The sequence below is a fragment of the Bittarella massiliensis (ex Durand et al. 2017) genome (assembly GCF_009876955.1).
GTDB lineage: Bacteria > Bacillota > Clostridia > Oscillospirales > Ruminococcaceae > Bittarella > Bittarella massiliensis.
On record NZ_WWVY01000006.1, the window covers coordinates 44485 to 59711 of the forward strand.

A 15227-nucleotide genomic window follows, 5' to 3' on the forward strand; every position below is an offset into this window, starting at 1 on the left:
TGGCAACAGGAGAGCACCTATGAACGAATACCCCCAAGTCACCTATATCAACAACCAGGACGACTGGTATGAATTTCTCCTCTTTGAGCAGTACTGGTCCTGTCTGGACGACCGCAAGAATGCCGCCAACGTGCTGATGAAGTGTCTGATCGCCGATTTGCTGTTCACCCTCTTCTTCGTCTTTGCCCCCTTCATCGACAAGGCCTACATCTGGCTGACCCTGGCCTTTGCGGCGGTCTTTGTGCTGCGCTTTTTCTACGAGTATCACAGCGGCTACATCGCCGACTACCGCAACATGACAAACCTCTACCTCAACTTGAAAAAGAGCAACATCGTCAACATCTACGACGACAAGATCTCCCTCTCCTTTGGGGAGAGCGAGGTCAACCTCGCCGCAGACAACTACCGGCGCTTCTTCGAGTACGAGGACATCGCCTACATCCAGGAGACGTCGAACCTGATCATCATCCGCATCAAGGAGAACACCAACAAGCCCAACCTGCGGCAGTTTCAGCGCGTCATCATCTCCAAGCGCTACATCTTCCCCGACAAGGTCGAAAAGCTGCGCGCTTTTTTAGGCGAAAAGATCGAGGAGTACCACATCCCCAAACTCCTCACAGAGGAGGAGCTGGAAGGCCTTCATCTGGCCACCGAGGACCGTTCGGCCCGCTAAAAAAGGAGTGTTTTCCATGAGCAAGGGATCCCCTATTCTCAAAGTCACCTTTCAGATGGATTTTAATGACTTTTACAACTTCAACATGCACGTCTCCAAAGAGATGATCGACAAGAGCAAGAAGAAGGTCACCATCTTCGGCGCGATGGAAATCGTGATGGCCGTGGTCTTTTTGGTGCTCAACTTCACCAGCCAGTCCAACTCCTCCCTCAACCTGGTGCTGGCGGTGGCCCTGCTGTGCATGGGGCTGTTCTCGGTCCTCTTCTACCCCGCCTTCTTTGAGCGGCAGCTCTCCAAGGCGGTGAAAAAGACCTTTGATCAAAACGAGTACTTTCACAACGACGTCACCCTGGAGTTTTTGGAGGACAAGATTTTCGAGACCTCCTGTGTGGGCACCGGCAGCGTTGCCTACAAGGACCTGCAAAAGGTCTACCGCCTGGGGGACTGCCTGATTTTGCGGATGAGCAAAGAGGGCGGCTATGTGCTGCCCCTGAAGGCCATCGGCGAGGAGAAGATCGAGCAGATCGAAGAGCTGGTGCGCCGGAAGATGGACGAGGCCGAGCTGGAAGAGGCGGAGGAGCTGGACCGCGAGGCCGACGAGCTGGCCGCCCAGGAGGAAGAGGGGTCCGAGGGGTCCGGCGACCCCCTCTCTGAAAGGAACGGCGAGCAATGAAATTTCCCCTGCAACTGCAGTACGAACTCACCCTGGACGACACTCGCAAGGTGTTCGACCTGGTCTACGGCAAGAAGGAAAAGCGGGGAAACATCATCCGCACCGTCTTCTTTTCGGTGATGGCCCTCATCTTTTTTTGCAGCATGATCTACGCCCTGGGCCAGTCGGCGGTGGCGGTGCACACCCTGGAAAACGGCACTGTATCCCCCTATATCGACTACTCCCACCTGGACTTCTCCAAGATCAACTGGCAGATGGTGGGGATGTCCGCCCTGTTGATGGTCATCTGTATCCTGATGGCGGTCTTCTACAACATCTACACCCGCCGCCGGCTGGAGAGCATTGTCAGGGACCGGCACGAGGCCATGCACGGGGGGATCGTCGTCCTGGGGCGGGAGAGCTTTCTCTTTCGCAGCGACGACGGCAGGATCGAGGTCAACAAGGAGTACAAAAACCTCTACGAGGCCTATGAGGACGCCGACTTTTTCGCCCTCATCACCGGCGACCAGACCTGTGTCCCCATCCCCAAATCCAAGATGGAGACCGAACAGTTTGCCGAGCTCTCGAAGATCCTCTCCATCGACCTGAAGGAGTACTTCTTCAAAAACGGATACATGAACACCGAGGTGGAGATGAAGACCATCTTCGGCGACTTTACGAGGCGGAAACTCAAGTAACAGGCCCTCAAGTTCCCCCGCCCACACCCGAAAACCCCAATGAGGAGGCAAGAAACCATTATGAGTACAGGAGAAACCGTGACGCCAACGGCTGACAACACCAAAGTCATCGTCGTCGACCTGGAAAAAGAGATGAAAAAGTCCTATCTGGACTATTCGATGGCGGTCATTGTCGGCCGCGCCCTGCCGGACGTGCGGGACGGCCTCAAGCCGGTGCACCGCCGCATTTTGTACACCATGTTCGAGCGCGGTCTCACCGCGTCCAAGGCGTTTCGCAAGTGCGCCGACACCGTCGGTTCGGTGCTGGGCAGCTACCACCCCCACGGCGACGCGGCGGTATACGACGCCATGGTCCGCCTGGCGCAGGACTTCTCCCTGCGCTACCCCCTGGTACAGGGACAGGGCAACTTCGGCTCCATCGACGGCGACCCCCCGGCCGCCTACCGGTACACCGAGTCGAAGATGAGCCGGATCTCCGAGTACATGTTGCAGGACATCGAGAAGGAGACGGTGGACTTCGTCCCCAACTACGACGACCGGCTGCAGGAGCCGTCGGTCCTGCCCTCCCGCTTCCCCAACCTGCTGGTCAACGGCTCCACCGGCATCGCCGTGGGGATGGCCACCAACATCCCCCCCCACAACATGAGAGAGGTCATCGAGGGGATGAACTTCCTCATCGACAACCCCGACGCCTCTGTCGCCGAGCTGATGGATCATATAAAGGGCCCCGACTTCCCCACCGGGGGGATCATCATGGGCTATTCGGGCATCCGCGCCGCCTACGCCACCGGCCGCGGCAAGATCACCCTGCGGGGCCGGGCGGAGATCGTCGAGGGGAAAAACGGCCGCAACCAGATCATCATCACCGAGATCCCCTACATGGTCAACAAGTCGCGCCTGGTTTCCAGCATTGCCGATTTGGTCAAGGAAAAACGGGTGGACGGCATCTCCTCCCTCAAAGACCAGTCCAACATGCAGGGCATCCACATCGTGGTGGAGCTGAAAAAGGACGCCATCCCCCAGGTCATCCTCAACCAGCTCTACTCCTACACCCAGCTGCAGGAGACGGTGGGGGTCATCATGCTGGCCATGTCCGGCGGCGAGCCCAAGGTCTTGAGCCTCAAGGAGATGCTCCAGCAGTACATCGACTTCCAGAAATCGGTCATCACCCGCCGCACCCAGTTTGACCTGAAAAAGGCCAGGGAGCGGGCCCACATCTTGGAAGGTCTCAAAATCGCCCTGGACTTCATCGACGAGGTCATTGCCATATTGCGGGAGAGCAAGAGCATCCCCGAGGGCAAAGAGCGGCTGATGGAGCGCTTTGGCTTTGACGACGTGCAGGCCTCGGCCATCGTCGCCATGCGCCTGGGCCAGCTCACCGGTCTGGAGCGCAGCAAGATCGAGGAGGAGTTGGCTGCCCTGATGGTGCAGATCGGCGAATTGGAGGCCATCCTCGCCGACGAGGACAAACTCCTCTCCATCATCAAGGACGAGGCAAACGAAATCAAAGAGAAGTACGGCGACGACCGCCGCACCGAGATTGCCGCCGTCAGCGGCGAGGTGGACATCGAGGACCTCATCCCCCAGGAGGAGTGCGTCCTCACCCTCACCCACTACGGCTACATCAAGCGCCAGCCGGTCTCCACCTACAAGACCCAGCGCCGTGGCGGCCGCGGCCTGTCGGGGATGACCCGGCGGGAGGAGGACTTTGCCGAGGAGCTGTTTGTCTGCTCCAGCCACGACTACGTCCTCTTTATGACCAACCGGGGCCGCCTCTACCGGCAGAAGTGCTATCAGGTGCCCGAGGGTTCCCGCGGTTCCCGCGGCATCAACATCGTCAACCTGCTGCCGCTGGAGGAGAACGAGAAGGTCACCTCGATGATCAAGGTCACCGAGTTCACCGACGACCAGTACCTGATCATGGTCACCCGCCAGGGGGTCATCAAGCGCACCGCCCTCTCAGCCTTCTACACCAACCGCAAGGGCGGGCTCATCTGCATCACCCTCGACGAGGGGGACGAACTGGCCTGGTGCCGCCTCACCGGCGGCCAGAACCAGCTGATCGTCGCCACCCAGATGGGCAAGGCCATCCGCTTTGACGAGAACGACGTCCGCCCCCTGGGCCGCAGCGCCCGGGGCGTGAAAGCCATCGCCCTGGAAGAGGGGGATCAGGTCATCGGCATGGCCCGTGTCCGCGAGGGGGCCACCCTGGTCACCGTCACCGAGAAGGGGTTGGGCCGGCGCACCGACCTGTCGGAATACCGGCTGCAGGCCCGCGGCGGCAAGGGGATCACCAACTACAAGCAGGTCGAGCAAAACGGCCAGGTCTGCAACATCAAGGTGGTGGACGAGGAGGACGACCTGATCCTCATCGCCTCCAACGGGGTTATCATCCGCATTTCGGTGGCAGACATCAGCGTCCAGTCCCGCTACGCCCAGGGCGTGCGGGTGATGCGGGTCCCCGAAGGGGAACGGGTGGTCACCATGGCCCGCACCGCCAGAGAAGAGGAAGAGAACGGCGAGTGGGAGGGCGACCAGGAAGAGCCGTCCGCCGACACCCCCGCCCTTGAGACCCCAGCCGAGGAGCCGGCGGAATAGCAGTTGTGAAAGAGAAAGAGGGAGTAGCTTATAAGCTGTTCCCTCTTTTTTGTTCATTCGATCAAAAGGCGGTCGACCCTGCGGGGCTAGAGGGATCGCCTCTTTGCAAACTCCGCCAGGGCGTTTTGCAGCAGTAGCTCCAGCATCTGTGGATAGCTGTACCCCGCCCACTCAAAGCAGAGGGCAGTGCTGCCGTCGGCTCCCATGTAGCAGTCGGGAGAGAGCTCGATGAGCTTGAACCCGTCGGGGCCGATGCGGCCGTCCACCCGCATCACATCCACCTTGCCCAGGGCCTTAAAAAGGCGGGCGAACCGTTCCCTCATCTGCTCGGTGAGCAGATGGGTCCCCCGCACCATCTCCACCTTCCCCTGCTCCCCCTTCTTGGGCTCACAGCTGTAGATCTCGTGGGCTTGGTAGTCCTTTCCGTTTAAAATCAACAGGTCGGCCTCCAACACGTCGATGCGTTCCGGGGTGCCGGCGATGCTGGCGCAGATCTCCCGCCCCTCGATGTACTCCTCCACCAAAATGGGCTGCTGAAAGTGGGCGAGCAGCTCTCTGGCCAGCTGTTTGGCCCCCTCGTGGCTGTCCGTCAAACTCCGCCGGGTGATGCCGTTGGACCCCCCTTCGGCGTTGGGTTTGACCACCAGCGGGCAGCGCAGGTCGTCGATTTGGGGCAGTTGGTCGGGCCCCTCCACCAACACCTCGCGGGCGCTGTCGATGCCGTACTTCCGGCAGAGCTGTTTGGTCAGGCTCTTGTCCTCGGTCAGCAGCTGCACATAGGGGTCGGCCCCCACATAGGGGATGCCGTAGGCCTCGCAGATGGAGCCCACATATCCCCGCCGATTGCGGGAGCGCCGCCCCGACCAGACCGTAAAGACGATGTCGTCCTGGTGTTCGCGGATGTGCTCCATCAGCTGGGCCGGATGGCTGTAGTGGACCACCGCGGGCGCCACCTCCCGCAGCCCGCTGTAGAGGGATTCAAAATACCCCTCGCTCACACACTCCAAATTGTCGCTGAACTGGGTCACCTCCCCGTAGGACTGCACCCGATCCGCCAGCAACACCACTCTTCTGTCCAATGGCATGTCTCCTCCTCTCAGCCACTTCTGTGACCGACGATTTCGCTTTGCATTTACAATTTATATATATTGTAAATCAATTTATCTGGTAAACTAATAATAAAACGTGAATAGCTGATGAATCCGGGCTGCCTCTCCCCTCCCGAGGGGCCCAAAAACACCCTGGTTCAGGGTGTTTTTGCTTTTTGAGCAGAGCCAAGAAACCCGAACGAAAGCCGAGAAAGGAAGCAAAGAGATGATGATTTTGGGAGTTGCAGGCGGCCTTGGCCCCCTGGCCACCGCCTGTTTTCTGCGCCGCTGTGTGGAGATGACCGACGCCGGGAGCGACCAGGAGCACCTGGAGATCGCCCTTCTCAACCGCCCGTCCACCCCTGACCGCACCGCCTATATCCTCGATCGCAGCCAGCCCGACCCCCTGCCCGCCCTCACCGCCGCAGTCAAGGCCCTGGAAGGGCTGGGGGCGGGGCGGATCGCCATCCCCTGTGTCACCGCCCACTACTTTTTGGCCCCCCTCCAACAGGTGGTGGGGGTACCCATCCTCAACGCCCTGGAGGAGGCGGCTCTCTGTTTGCAGAGGGAGGGGGTGAGCAGGGTGGGCATCCTCGCCACCGAGGGGACCATTCGCACCGGCCTCCTGCAAAACGCCCTCGCCCGCCGGGGGATCGCGGCGGTGACGCCCGATCGGATCAACCAGCGCAGGGTGACGGACATCATCTACCGCGACATCAAAGCGGGCCACCCGGCCGACGCCGGCGCCTTTGCCCAGGTCAGCGACAGCCTATTGAAAAAGGGTTGCCAGTGTATTCTCTTGGGCTGCACCGAACTCTCTGTGGCCCGGGAAGAACTCCGCCTGGGCGGAGGGTACCTGGATATCCTGGATGTGTTGGCCCGCGCCTCTGTTTTGTCCTGTGGCGCCCGCCTCAAACCCGCCTATAAAACGCTCATCAGCGTTCAAAGAGAAGAGACATTTCCCTCGATCTGAGAAATATTTGTCAAAAGTCATTTTTCTCTGGATTTTTTGTGGAAAAAGAGGTATACTCATAAAGTAGTTGCGATTGTGTCGCAACTACTATTCTTTTGAAGTAGGCCGCGGCAGGGATTGCCGGTCGGCCGGGAGGTCCTCTTTTGTCTGCATTGCTGGAAACCCTTTTCGATATACTCCTCGACACCGCCATCGACGGCGTCAAGATGCTGCCCTTTCTCTTTGGGGCCTATCTGCTCATCGAGTACATGGAGCACCGGGCCAAAAATCTGCACCGGGCCCTGGGGGGGCCCTTTGGCGCGGTGGGGGGAGCCCTGCTGGGGCTGGTTCCCCAGTGCGGTTTTTCGGCCGCTGCCGCCAACCTCTACGCCCGGGGGCTCATCACCACCGGCACCCTGTTGGCGGTCTTTATCTCCACCTCTGACGAGGCCATCCCCGTACTGCTGGCAAACCCCGGCAGCTTGGGGCTGATGGGGCAGTTGCTCCTCACCAAGGCGCTGCTGGCAGTGGCGGTGGGGCTGATTGCCGACCTGTTCCTCCGCCGTGGGCGACGGGGGGAAAAGCCGTCCGCGCCGGCCGCCCACGAGGAGGAGCACCACCACCATCACCACGGCTGCGGCAGCTGTGACGCCTATCGGGGCCGCCATCCCCTGCTGCGGGCCGCAGCGGTGCACACCCTGCAGATCTTTGCCTTTGTCGTGGGCATCATGCTGGCCCTCAACCTGACCATCGCCCTCATCGGCACCGAAAATCTCTCCCGTCTGCTGCTGCAAAACAGCCTTTGGCAGCCGGTGCTGGCGGCTTTCATCGGCGCCATCCCCAACTGTGCCTCCTCGGTCTTGCTGACTGAACTCTACCTCTCCGGCAGCCTCACCTTCGGCTCGGTGGTGGCGGGGCTGACCACCGGTGCAGGGCTGGGGCTGGTGGTCCTATTTAAACAAAATCACAACAAGCGGCAAAACGCCCTCATCCTTGCGGCCCTGCTGGCCATCGGCATCGGCGCGGGAATTGCCCTGCAACTGTTGGGGTACTAGCGAAGTCAGACCGGCTGTTTTCAACCAAAGGGGTGTGGAATTGTGGAAAACCAGATGAGAGAAGAGGCCGCCGCCCTTCTGCGGCAGGGCGGGATGCGGATCACCCGCCAGCGTCAACTGGTGCTGGCCGCCCTCCTGCAGGCAGGCGGACCTCTGACAGCCGAAGCGGTGGCCGAGTGCATCGGCGACCCGGCCGGCTGCAACCGCTCCACCGTCTACCGCACCCTGGCCGCCCTGGAGGAGCGGGGGCTGGTCTACCGCCGCCTGGGCGCCGACGGCAGCGCCCTCTACGCCCTGCGGCGGGAACACCACGGTCATACCCTGCGCTGCCTTGTCTGCGGGCAGACACTCTCCCTCGGCCAGTGCCCGCTGGAGGGGTTGGAGCGGGAGATCTACGAGACCACCGGCTTTTTGGTGCAGGGCCACAGTTTGGAGTTTACCGGCGTCTGCGCCGAGTGCCGGGAAAAGACAAAAAAATAAAAAAAGGCCCCTGCCGGAACCAGTTTTCGGCAGGGGCCTTTTCGATTTGAAAAATCATCTTAATAGGATCATCAAGTTTTACAGCCCGTTGACCACATTCTGTGGCTTTCCGGCCAAAAAGGCGCGCAGGTTTTGCCCCAACACCTCCATCAGCCGGCTGCGGGCGGCCTTGGTCGCCCAGGCGATGTGGGGGGTAATAAAGCAGTTGGGCGCAGTCAGCAGGGGGTTGTCGGCGGCGATCGGCTCCACCGAGGCCACGTCAAAGCCCGCCCCGGCCAGACGGCCCGCCCGCAGGGCGTCGGCCACCGCCCCCTCGTCGCAGAGGGCGCCCCGGGCGGTGTTGAGGAGGATGGCCCCCTCCTTCATCCGGCGCAAGGCGTCGGCGCCGATCAGACCCTGTGTCTCGTCCGTCAGCGGGCAGTGGAGGCTGAGCACATCGCTTGTCCGCAGCAGTTCGTCCAGGGTGCAAAAGGCCATCCCCTCCCCCAGCAGTTCGGGCCGCCGGGTGCGGGTGTAGACGCGCACCTCCATCCCAAAGGCGCGGGCAATGGCGGCCGCCGCCCGGCCGGTGCTGCCAAAGCCCACCACCCCGAAGATCTTGCCACAGAGCTCGACCTGGGGTTTTTTCCAGTAGGAGAAGGTCTTGCAGCCGGTCCACTCCCCCGCCTTGACCGACTCGTCGTGCAGCCCCACCCCGTTGGCGATTTCCAGCAGCAGGGCAAAGGTCATCTGCGCCACCGAGGGGGTGGAGTAGCTGGGCACGTTGCAGACAAAGATCCCCCGCCGCGCCGCCTCCGCAATGTCCACAATGTTGTAGCCGGTGGCCAGCAGGCCCACCATCTTCATAGAGGGGCAGGCCTCCATCACCTCGCGGGTGATCTCCACCTTGTTGGTAAAGACGATTTCGCAATCCCCGATCCGCTGGGCGGCCAGTTCCTGGGGGGTGCCGTCGTAAAGGGTGAACTCCTCCACCTGGGAGGAGACCTCCTCCCAGCTCAAGTCCCCCGGGTTGAGGGTATATCCGTCCAAAACCACTGCCTTCACCGGGTCACCTCCTCGCTCTCCTCGTCCCCCCGCAGCAAAAACTGTTTGAGGGCCGGCAGGTTGTCCCGGGCGTCCTTCTGCCCCAGCTGGTAGAGGGCCTCCACCTGCTCGGGTTTGGCCCGCACCCGCCCCATCTGGATGCTCTCGCTGGGGCGGAGCACAAAGGCCTTCCCCTGTCCCTCCAACTGGGCCAGGGCCGCCGTCTGGCCGTTGTAGACCTGGGGGCGCTCCTTCACCGCGGCGACAAACTGGGGAAACTCCTTGTACACGCTCTTGATGGCGTGAAAGCTGTCCGGCTTTTTCTTCACATAGTCCTGGGGGCGGGTCAGCACCGCCACCACCCGGTCGTTCCCGTCCTCCAGCGCCCGCTGAAAGGGGATGGGGTCGGTGAGCCCGCCGTCCAGGTAGGCGGCCTTTTTCCAGACCACCATCGGCGTCATCAGCGGCAGGGAGGAGGAGGCCCGCACCGGGGTGAGGAAGCGGTCCATCCCCTCCTTCTCAAAATACTCGGTCATGCCGGTGTAGCAGTTGGTGGCGGTGGCGTAAAAGGTGGTATGGTTTTGGTCAAAGGCGTCAAAATCAAAGGGCACCAGCTCGGTGGGCAGGGTGTGAAAGAGGTAGTCCATGTTCATGAAACTGCCGTTTTTCATCAGCTGCCAGAAGCCGGCATACCGCTTGTCCAGGTACTTGGTGTTGATGGTGTACTGCCGCCCCTTCTGCCCCGAGAGGTAGGAGCAGGCGTTGCAGGCCCCCGCCGAGGAGCCGATGACGTAGGGGAAGGCGATCCCCTCCTCCAAAAAGACGTCCAGCACCCCTGCGGTGTAGGTCCCGCGGATGCCGCCGCCCTCCAATACAAGCGCTGTTTTCAATGGTTTTCCCTCCCTGTTCTGGTTTTGCCGGCGCCCTCTGCAAGGGGGCTGGTTTATCTTGCTCGGTTGTTTTGGCTGTGGTCAGTCGGTCGTTTTCTTCTGTGTCAACTGTAGGCGGGTCTGCTCCATCTCCTGCCGGATCTTTCCAAACTGGGTCAAAAAGACGGTGATGGTGGTCACGGCCGCCAAAAAGTCGGCCACCGGCTCGGCGGTGAAGATGCCGTCGGTGCCGAAGAAGTGGGGCAGGATGTAGATGAGGGGGATCAGGAGGATGATTTTGCGGAGAAGGGCCAAAAAGACGGAGATCTTTGCCTTCCCCAGGGCGATAAAGGCGTTTTGAAAGGCACACTGAGCGCCCATGATGAACATTGCAAAGAAGAAGATGTCCATCGCCCCCACCGCTGTCTCGGTCAGGGCCGGGTCGCTGGTGAAGATGGCGGTAAAGGCGGTGGGCGCCAGGCGGATGGCCAGCCACATGGCGACGGCGTAGACCATGCACAGGCCGACGGAATAGCTCACCGCCTTTTTGACCCGGTCGGCATTGCCCGCCCCGTAGTTGTAGCCGATGATGGGCTGGGCCCCCTGGGTAAAGCCCATCAGGGGCATCAGCAGCACCTGCATCACCGAGGAGAGGATGGTCATGGCCCCCACGTAGAGGTCGTTGCCGTAGAGCTGTAGGTTGGAGTTGAAGGCGATCTGCACCAAACTCTCGGTGGACTGCATGATAAAGGGGGCCATCCCCAGGGCCAGCACCTGCCCCGAGTGGGGGGTCCACAGCTTCAAGTTGGGCCGCTTGATTTTGAGGATGGTCTTTTTCGAGCAGAGGAAGGCGACGACCCAGACCGCCGACACCGCCTGGGAGAGGATGGTGGCCAGGGCCGCCCCCTGCACCCCCATCCCCAGCCCAAAGATGAAGATGGGGTCGAGGATGATGTTGAGCACCGCGCCGATGAGGACGGTCACCATCCCGGTGCCGGCAAACCCCTGGGAGTTGATGAAGGCGTTCATCCCCAGACTGGTCTGCACGAAGAGGGTGCCCAGCAGGTAGATGGTCAGGTAGCTGTCGGCGTAGGGCAGGGTGTTTTCACTGGCGCCAAAGGCCAGCAGCATCGGCCGCTTGAAGAGAAGGAAGACCGCCGTCAGCACCAGCCCCACCGCCACCAGCAGGGCCATGCAGTTGCCGAGGATGGACTCGGCCTCCTCCTTTTTCCCCGCCCCCAGGCGGATGCTGGTGAGGGGGGCGCCCCCCATCCCGATGAGGGCGGCAAAGGCCGAGATGATCATGATGATGGGCATCGACACCCCGACCCCGGTGAGGGCGGCGGCCCCCACCCCCTCCATCCGGCCGATATACATCCGGTCGACGATGTTGTACAGGGCGTTGATGAGCTGGGCCGTGATGGCGGGAATGGACAGCTTTAGCACCAGTTTAAAGATGTTTCCGTTGGCAAATTGACTCTGTTTTTCTGCGCTTGCTTCCAAATTGGTCTCTCCTTTCGGGGGTCTCCCCCGGTCATTTTCTACCAATGAATATAGTATCACAACTGAACGGTTTTCGCCATCCAAAACGCCCCTCTTTTGTCGGGTCGCGGGCAAAGGGCGGCGGTTTGGCGCAGCCCTTCCCTTGCGGGCGAAACCGAAGGATGGACACAAAAAAAGAGGGCAAACGGCAAAAACCGGCCCTCTTTTCAATACAAATAGTAGTATTTAGTTTTGTTTATACTAAATTTGGGAATAAAGACCTACCGGTAGGCCCCTGGGTCCCCTACCAACACAGCAGTAAAGTGTTCGTCCCGGTACCAGGAGTAGGCCATCTTGTGCAGTGAGTAGGAGGAGGTGTCGGCCCCCTGGTCGTTTTTCTTGATGGAGGACTCGTCGGTCAGGTTGTACCAGACCGAATCCAGGTCGCTGGCGGACAGCTCCACATCGGCGCAGAGGAACGTGGCGTCCACCCAGGGGCGCATCTCCTCGTCGCGCACAGAGCCGGTGTCCCACTGAAACTGGGCGGCCTTCAGGTAGCCCTTGTCGTTTTGCTCCACCCGCATCATCAACTGCCCCTCACCGGCGGCAAACTTGGCGTTCCAGGTGTTTTCAGAAAAGGTCATGGCCTCCCCCCAGTCGGCCGTCAGCCCCGCTTCTTGGCAGGCGCTCTGGTAGCGCTCCATCAGCTCGGCGGCGCCAATTTTTTTGCTGTGGCCCCGGCCGTTGAGAAAGTAGTTGACCACCCCCACCAGCAGCACCGCCGCACAGCAGAGCAGCACAATATTAAACAGCTTGCGCTTGGGGCTTTGTTCGCTCATCTTTTCCCTCTCCTTCTTCAGCTGGCCACCGGCTGGCCGCGGTGGCGCCCCGTGGGCGCAGGGCGCACATGGGCCCGCGCACCTGCCGCACCGTCAAGCCCTGCCGTGCGGTCGCCGGGCGCGCCATGGTACTTGGTCATGGGGCAGACAGCACTTTCACATCTGCCTGGCCGCCCCCGGTATAATGACCGCATTGCGGCTATTATACCATGGTTTCCAGCCGAGAAAAAGGCCTCTCCCCCCTGTCTGCGGGCGCAAAAAGGGCGGCCGGCCAAACAGGCCGCCGCCCTCTCGCGGGTGCAAAAGAAGTTCTATTTGGCCCGCAGTTCGGCGCAGGTCTTTTCCGCCAGGGCCAGGGCGTCGGCGGTCACCTCGGGGGTGAAGTGGGGATAGGGGCCGTACTGCAGCAGGTTGTACCCTGCGGCGATGTTGGCCATCACCGCCACCATCAGGTTGTCATACCCCTCGAAATAGGCGTACATGGCCGCCGCGGTGGAGCAGTTTCCGCAGCCGGTCTGGTCCACGAATTCGCCGATGTCGATGCTGGGGGCAAAGGCGTACTCTCCCCCCGACACCATGTACGAGCCCTTGGAGCCCACCCGGTAGAAACAGGGCTTGCCGTACTCCAACAGCTTTTCGAGCACCGCCTCTTCGCTGTCCACCCCGAAAAAGGCGAAGGACTCGGGCCGGTTCATGGTGTACATATCCACCTTGTCGATGATTTTCCAGGTCTTTTCCCGCACCTCTGGGTCTACCAGGCATTTGGTGGGGGGCTCCCACAGGATCTGGCAGCCGGTTGCCCGCACCTCGTCCACCCGCTGCCAGAAGGGCTCCTTCTCGTGGCTGTCGATGTACATGGCCTTGGCCCCTTGGCAGACGGCCAGCACCTGGTCGGCATTGATCCAGGTGGCCTCGCGGTTGCGGGCCTCAAACTCCGGCCCGTAGATGGAGTACTCGTAATAGGTGCCGTCCGGGTGGTACTTGACGATGTTGTAGTGGGTGTGTTCGAGCACCTTGCTCATCCCGTCCAGCTTCATGTTGTTGCGGGCCATCCACTCGCCGTAGTACTCCTCAAAATCGTCCCCCACGTTGGAGACGTAGAGCACGTCGTCGGTGTAGGTGCGCACCCCCTCCAGCGAGAAGATGGCGCCCCCCAGGTGGCAATCGCTCTTGGTGCCGTCGGCAAAGACCACGTCGTTGGTGATGGTCATTCCCGCCACAATGTATTTCACAGCCGCTCCTCCTTTGCAACAGGTTTTCGTACACCCCCACTATACCAGCAGGGGCGCGGCCTTTTCAAGAGCCGCGGCCCACATTGTAGGGTTGCCGGAAATGAACCCCTATCTCTGGGTGTTTTGCACAAAGAGGGGGGAATTTCAAAGGGGAAGGAGATAAAAAAAGGAGGTTCATGCCCGAAGATAGCGGGTGCACAGATCGCAGTTTGTGCGGTTGGCCCTGAAGATAAGTCGCTGGGTGAGGGGGCCAGTCTTCCTTTTGACAAAGGCCGCCGCTTTTTGGCGGCATACGGATCGATCCGTTATCTGTCTAAAAAAGGTACCCCTCTCTTTTTCTAAAAAATCTCTCTATTCCCCCTCTTTTCTGGCAAAATCGCTGGCGCAAGCCCCCACTTTTGCGGTACAATAAAAGCAAGAGAAAAACAGAAATTTTGCCGCCGCTGAGGGGGAGTTGCTCCCTTTCGGACGGTTGTCAGGAGGTGCAGAGCCGTGATCGTCAGCGCCAGCCGCCGCACCGATATCCCCTGCTATTACAGCCGCTGGTTCATCAACCGCATCAAGGCCGGTTCGGTCTGGGTGAGAAACCCCTTCCACCCCCGCCAGATCAGCGAGATCTCCCTCTCCCCCCAGGTGGTGGACGGGGTAGTGTTTTGGAGCAAAAACCCTGCCCCCCTCCTCCCCCTGCTGGGGCAGGTCCCCTACCCCTTCTACTTTCAGTTCACCCTCACCCCCTACGGCAGGGATCTGGAACCCGGCCTCCCCGAAAAGCGGCAGCTCATCGACCTGTTTTGGCAGCTCTCCCGGGCCACCTCCCCCAAACAGGTGGTCTGGCGCTACGACCCCATCCTCATCAGCCCCACCTACACGGTGGAGTACCACCTGCGCTCCTTTGACGCCATGGCCCACCGGCTGGCCGGGGCTGCCGACAGCTGCGTCATCAGCTTTCTCGATTCCTATCAAAAGACCGGCCGCACCGGCCGCGACCTGGGACTGCGGGCCCCCAACCGGGCCGAGATCGAGCGGCTGGCCCCCGCCTTTTCGGAGACGGCCGCGGCCTGCGGCTTTGGCCTCGCCACCTGCTGCGAGAGTGTCGACCTCTCTTCCTGGGGCATCTCCCACGGCCGCTGTGTGGACGCGGGACGGCTGGCCGCCATCTCCGGCATCCCCCTGCGCCACCTGCCCGACCGGGGGCAGCGCCCCGGCTGCGGCTGCTGTGAGAGCGTGGATGTGGGTGTCTATGACAGCTGCCTGAACGGCTGCCGCTACTGTTACGCCGGCGGGGGCGGGCAGTCGGCCCTGCGCCGGTATGAGCGCTACGACGAGTACAGCCCCCTGCTCTGCTCCTCCCTCTCCCCGGGAGACCAGGTCGCCAAGCGGGAGTCGGTCTCGCTGGTGGACGACCAGCTGCGGTTTTTCTGATACCTGTGCCCGGGCATTTGGCGCGCCCTTTTCCTTTCTTCAAACAAACCAGGCCGGCCCATCGGGCCGGCCTTCTCTGTATTTCGTTTGCTTTTTCACAGTAATAGGGCAAAATTTCGCCCCTGGAAATTGTTCACATCTCACAGAAAAAGGGGGAAAACTTC

14 protein-coding genes are annotated in these 15227 nt (G+C 61.0%); 8 read left to right on the plus strand and 6 right to left on the minus strand.

Annotation, left to right across the window (positions count from 1 at the left end):
* Positions 1-19: 19 nt before the first annotated feature.
* Genes GT748_RS08175 through gyrA form a run of 4 tightly spaced genes read left to right on the plus strand, consistent with a single transcriptional unit; the run spans position 20 to position 4621 of the window.
* Complete coding sequence (locus GT748_RS08175) at positions 20-673, plus strand: hypothetical protein (protein ID WP_021660077.1); 654 nt, start codon at positions 20-22, stop codon at positions 671-673.
* Positions 674-689: 16 nt separating this feature from the next.
* Positions 690-1346, plus strand: coding sequence for a YcxB family protein (locus GT748_RS08180; RefSeq protein ID WP_021660078.1), 657 nt, complete (start codon positions 690-692; stop codon positions 1344-1346).
* On the plus strand, positions 1343-2023 hold the full coding sequence (locus GT748_RS08185) for a YcxB family protein (protein WP_021660079.1): 681 nt from the start codon (positions 1343-1345) through the stop codon (positions 2021-2023). The genes GT748_RS08180 and GT748_RS08185 overlap by 4 nt, the downstream gene beginning before the upstream one ends.
* Before the next feature lie 60 nt (positions 2024-2083).
* Positions 2084-4621 (plus strand): DNA gyrase subunit A, encoded by a 2538-nt coding sequence (gene gyrA, locus GT748_RS08190; RefSeq protein ID WP_044992915.1) that lies wholly within the window; start codon positions 2084-2086, stop codon positions 4619-4621.
* Between the two features lie 86 nt (positions 4622-4707).
* Here gyrA and GT748_RS08195 read toward each other — a convergent pair whose 3' ends face one another.
* On the minus strand, positions 4708-5700 hold the full coding sequence (locus GT748_RS08195; RefSeq protein ID WP_161213497.1) for a hypothetical protein: 993 nt from the start codon (positions 5698-5700) through the stop codon (positions 4708-4710).
* A gap of 235 nt (positions 5701-5935) precedes the next feature.
* Here GT748_RS08195 and GT748_RS08200 point away from each other — a divergent pair, with 235 nt between their 5' ends.
* The 3 genes from GT748_RS08200 (at position 5936) to GT748_RS08210 (ending at position 8196) form a co-directional block, all read left to right on the plus strand.
* Positions 5936-6682, plus strand: coding sequence for an aspartate/glutamate racemase family protein (locus tag GT748_RS08200; RefSeq protein ID WP_044992917.1), 747 nt, complete (start codon positions 5936-5938; stop codon positions 6680-6682).
* Positions 6683-6825: 143 nt separating this feature from the next.
* Positions 6826-7716 (plus strand): putative manganese transporter, encoded by an 891-nt coding sequence (locus tag GT748_RS08205; protein ID WP_243148096.1) that lies wholly within the window; start codon positions 6826-6828, stop codon positions 7714-7716.
* 42 nt (positions 7717-7758) lie between these two features.
* Positions 7759-8196 (plus strand): Fur family transcriptional regulator, encoded by a 438-nt coding sequence (locus GT748_RS08210; protein WP_052537670.1) that lies wholly within the window; start codon positions 7759-7761, stop codon positions 8194-8196.
* Positions 8197-8274: 78 nt separating this feature from the next.
* On the opposite strand, the gene GT748_RS08215 is transcribed toward GT748_RS08210, so the two are convergent.
* From GT748_RS08215 to GT748_RS08235, 5 genes are all read right to left on the minus strand, one after another.
* A complete protein-coding gene (locus GT748_RS08215; RefSeq protein WP_021660086.1) occupies positions 8275-9240 on the minus strand; it encodes a D-2-hydroxyacid dehydrogenase in 966 nt (321 codons plus the stop codon).
* The gene (locus tag GT748_RS08220) at positions 9237-10109 is read right to left on the minus strand and encodes a patatin-like phospholipase family protein (RefSeq protein ID WP_044992918.1); all 873 of its coding nucleotides are present in this window, start codon (positions 10107-10109) and stop codon (positions 9237-9239) included. The genes GT748_RS08215 and GT748_RS08220 overlap by 4 nt, the downstream gene beginning before the upstream one ends.
* 81 nt (positions 10110-10190) lie before the next feature.
* Positions 10191-11591, minus strand: coding sequence for an MATE family efflux transporter (locus GT748_RS08225; protein ID WP_021660088.1), 1401 nt, complete (start codon positions 11589-11591; stop codon positions 10191-10193).
* Between the two features lie 260 nt (positions 11592-11851).
* Complete coding sequence (locus GT748_RS08230; RefSeq protein ID WP_021660090.1) at positions 11852-12409, minus strand: hypothetical protein; 558 nt, start codon at positions 12407-12409, stop codon at positions 11852-11854.
* Between the two features lie 311 nt (positions 12410-12720).
* Entirely contained in the window at positions 12721-13641 is a 921-nt protein-coding gene (locus GT748_RS08235; RefSeq protein ID WP_044992919.1) for a carbohydrate kinase family protein, read from the minus strand.
* Between the two features lie 492 nt (positions 13642-14133).
* Between GT748_RS08235 and GT748_RS08240 the strand changes: the two genes are divergently transcribed.
* On the plus strand, positions 14134-15063 hold the full coding sequence (locus tag GT748_RS08240; RefSeq protein WP_021660094.1) for a DUF1848 domain-containing protein: 930 nt from the start codon (positions 14134-14136) through the stop codon (positions 15061-15063).
* Positions 15064-15227: the final 164 nt, after the last annotated feature.

Bases quoted from the DNA above. Each gene is read 5' to 3' on its own strand.
- GT748_RS08200 (WP_044992917.1), top strand. From the start codon at position 5,936: ATGATGATTTTGGGAGTTGCAGGCGGCCTTGGCCCCCTGGCCACCGCC.
- GT748_RS08185 (WP_021660079.1), top strand. From the start codon at position 1,343: ATGAAATTTCCCCTGCAACTGCAGTACGAACTCACCCTGGACGACACT.
- GT748_RS08230 (WP_021660090.1), bottom strand. From the start codon at position 12,409: ATGAGCGAACAAAGCCCCAAGCGCAAGCTGTTTAATATTGTGCTGCTC.
- GT748_RS08180 (WP_021660078.1), top strand. From the start codon at position 690: ATGAGCAAGGGATCCCCTATTCTCAAAGTCACCTTTCAGATGGATTTT.
- GT748_RS08175 (WP_021660077.1), top strand. From the start codon at position 20: ATGAACGAATACCCCCAAGTCACCTATATCAACAACCAGGACGACTGG.
- gyrA (WP_044992915.1), top strand. From the start codon at position 2,084: ATGAGTACAGGAGAAACCGTGACGCCAACGGCTGACAACACCAAAGTC.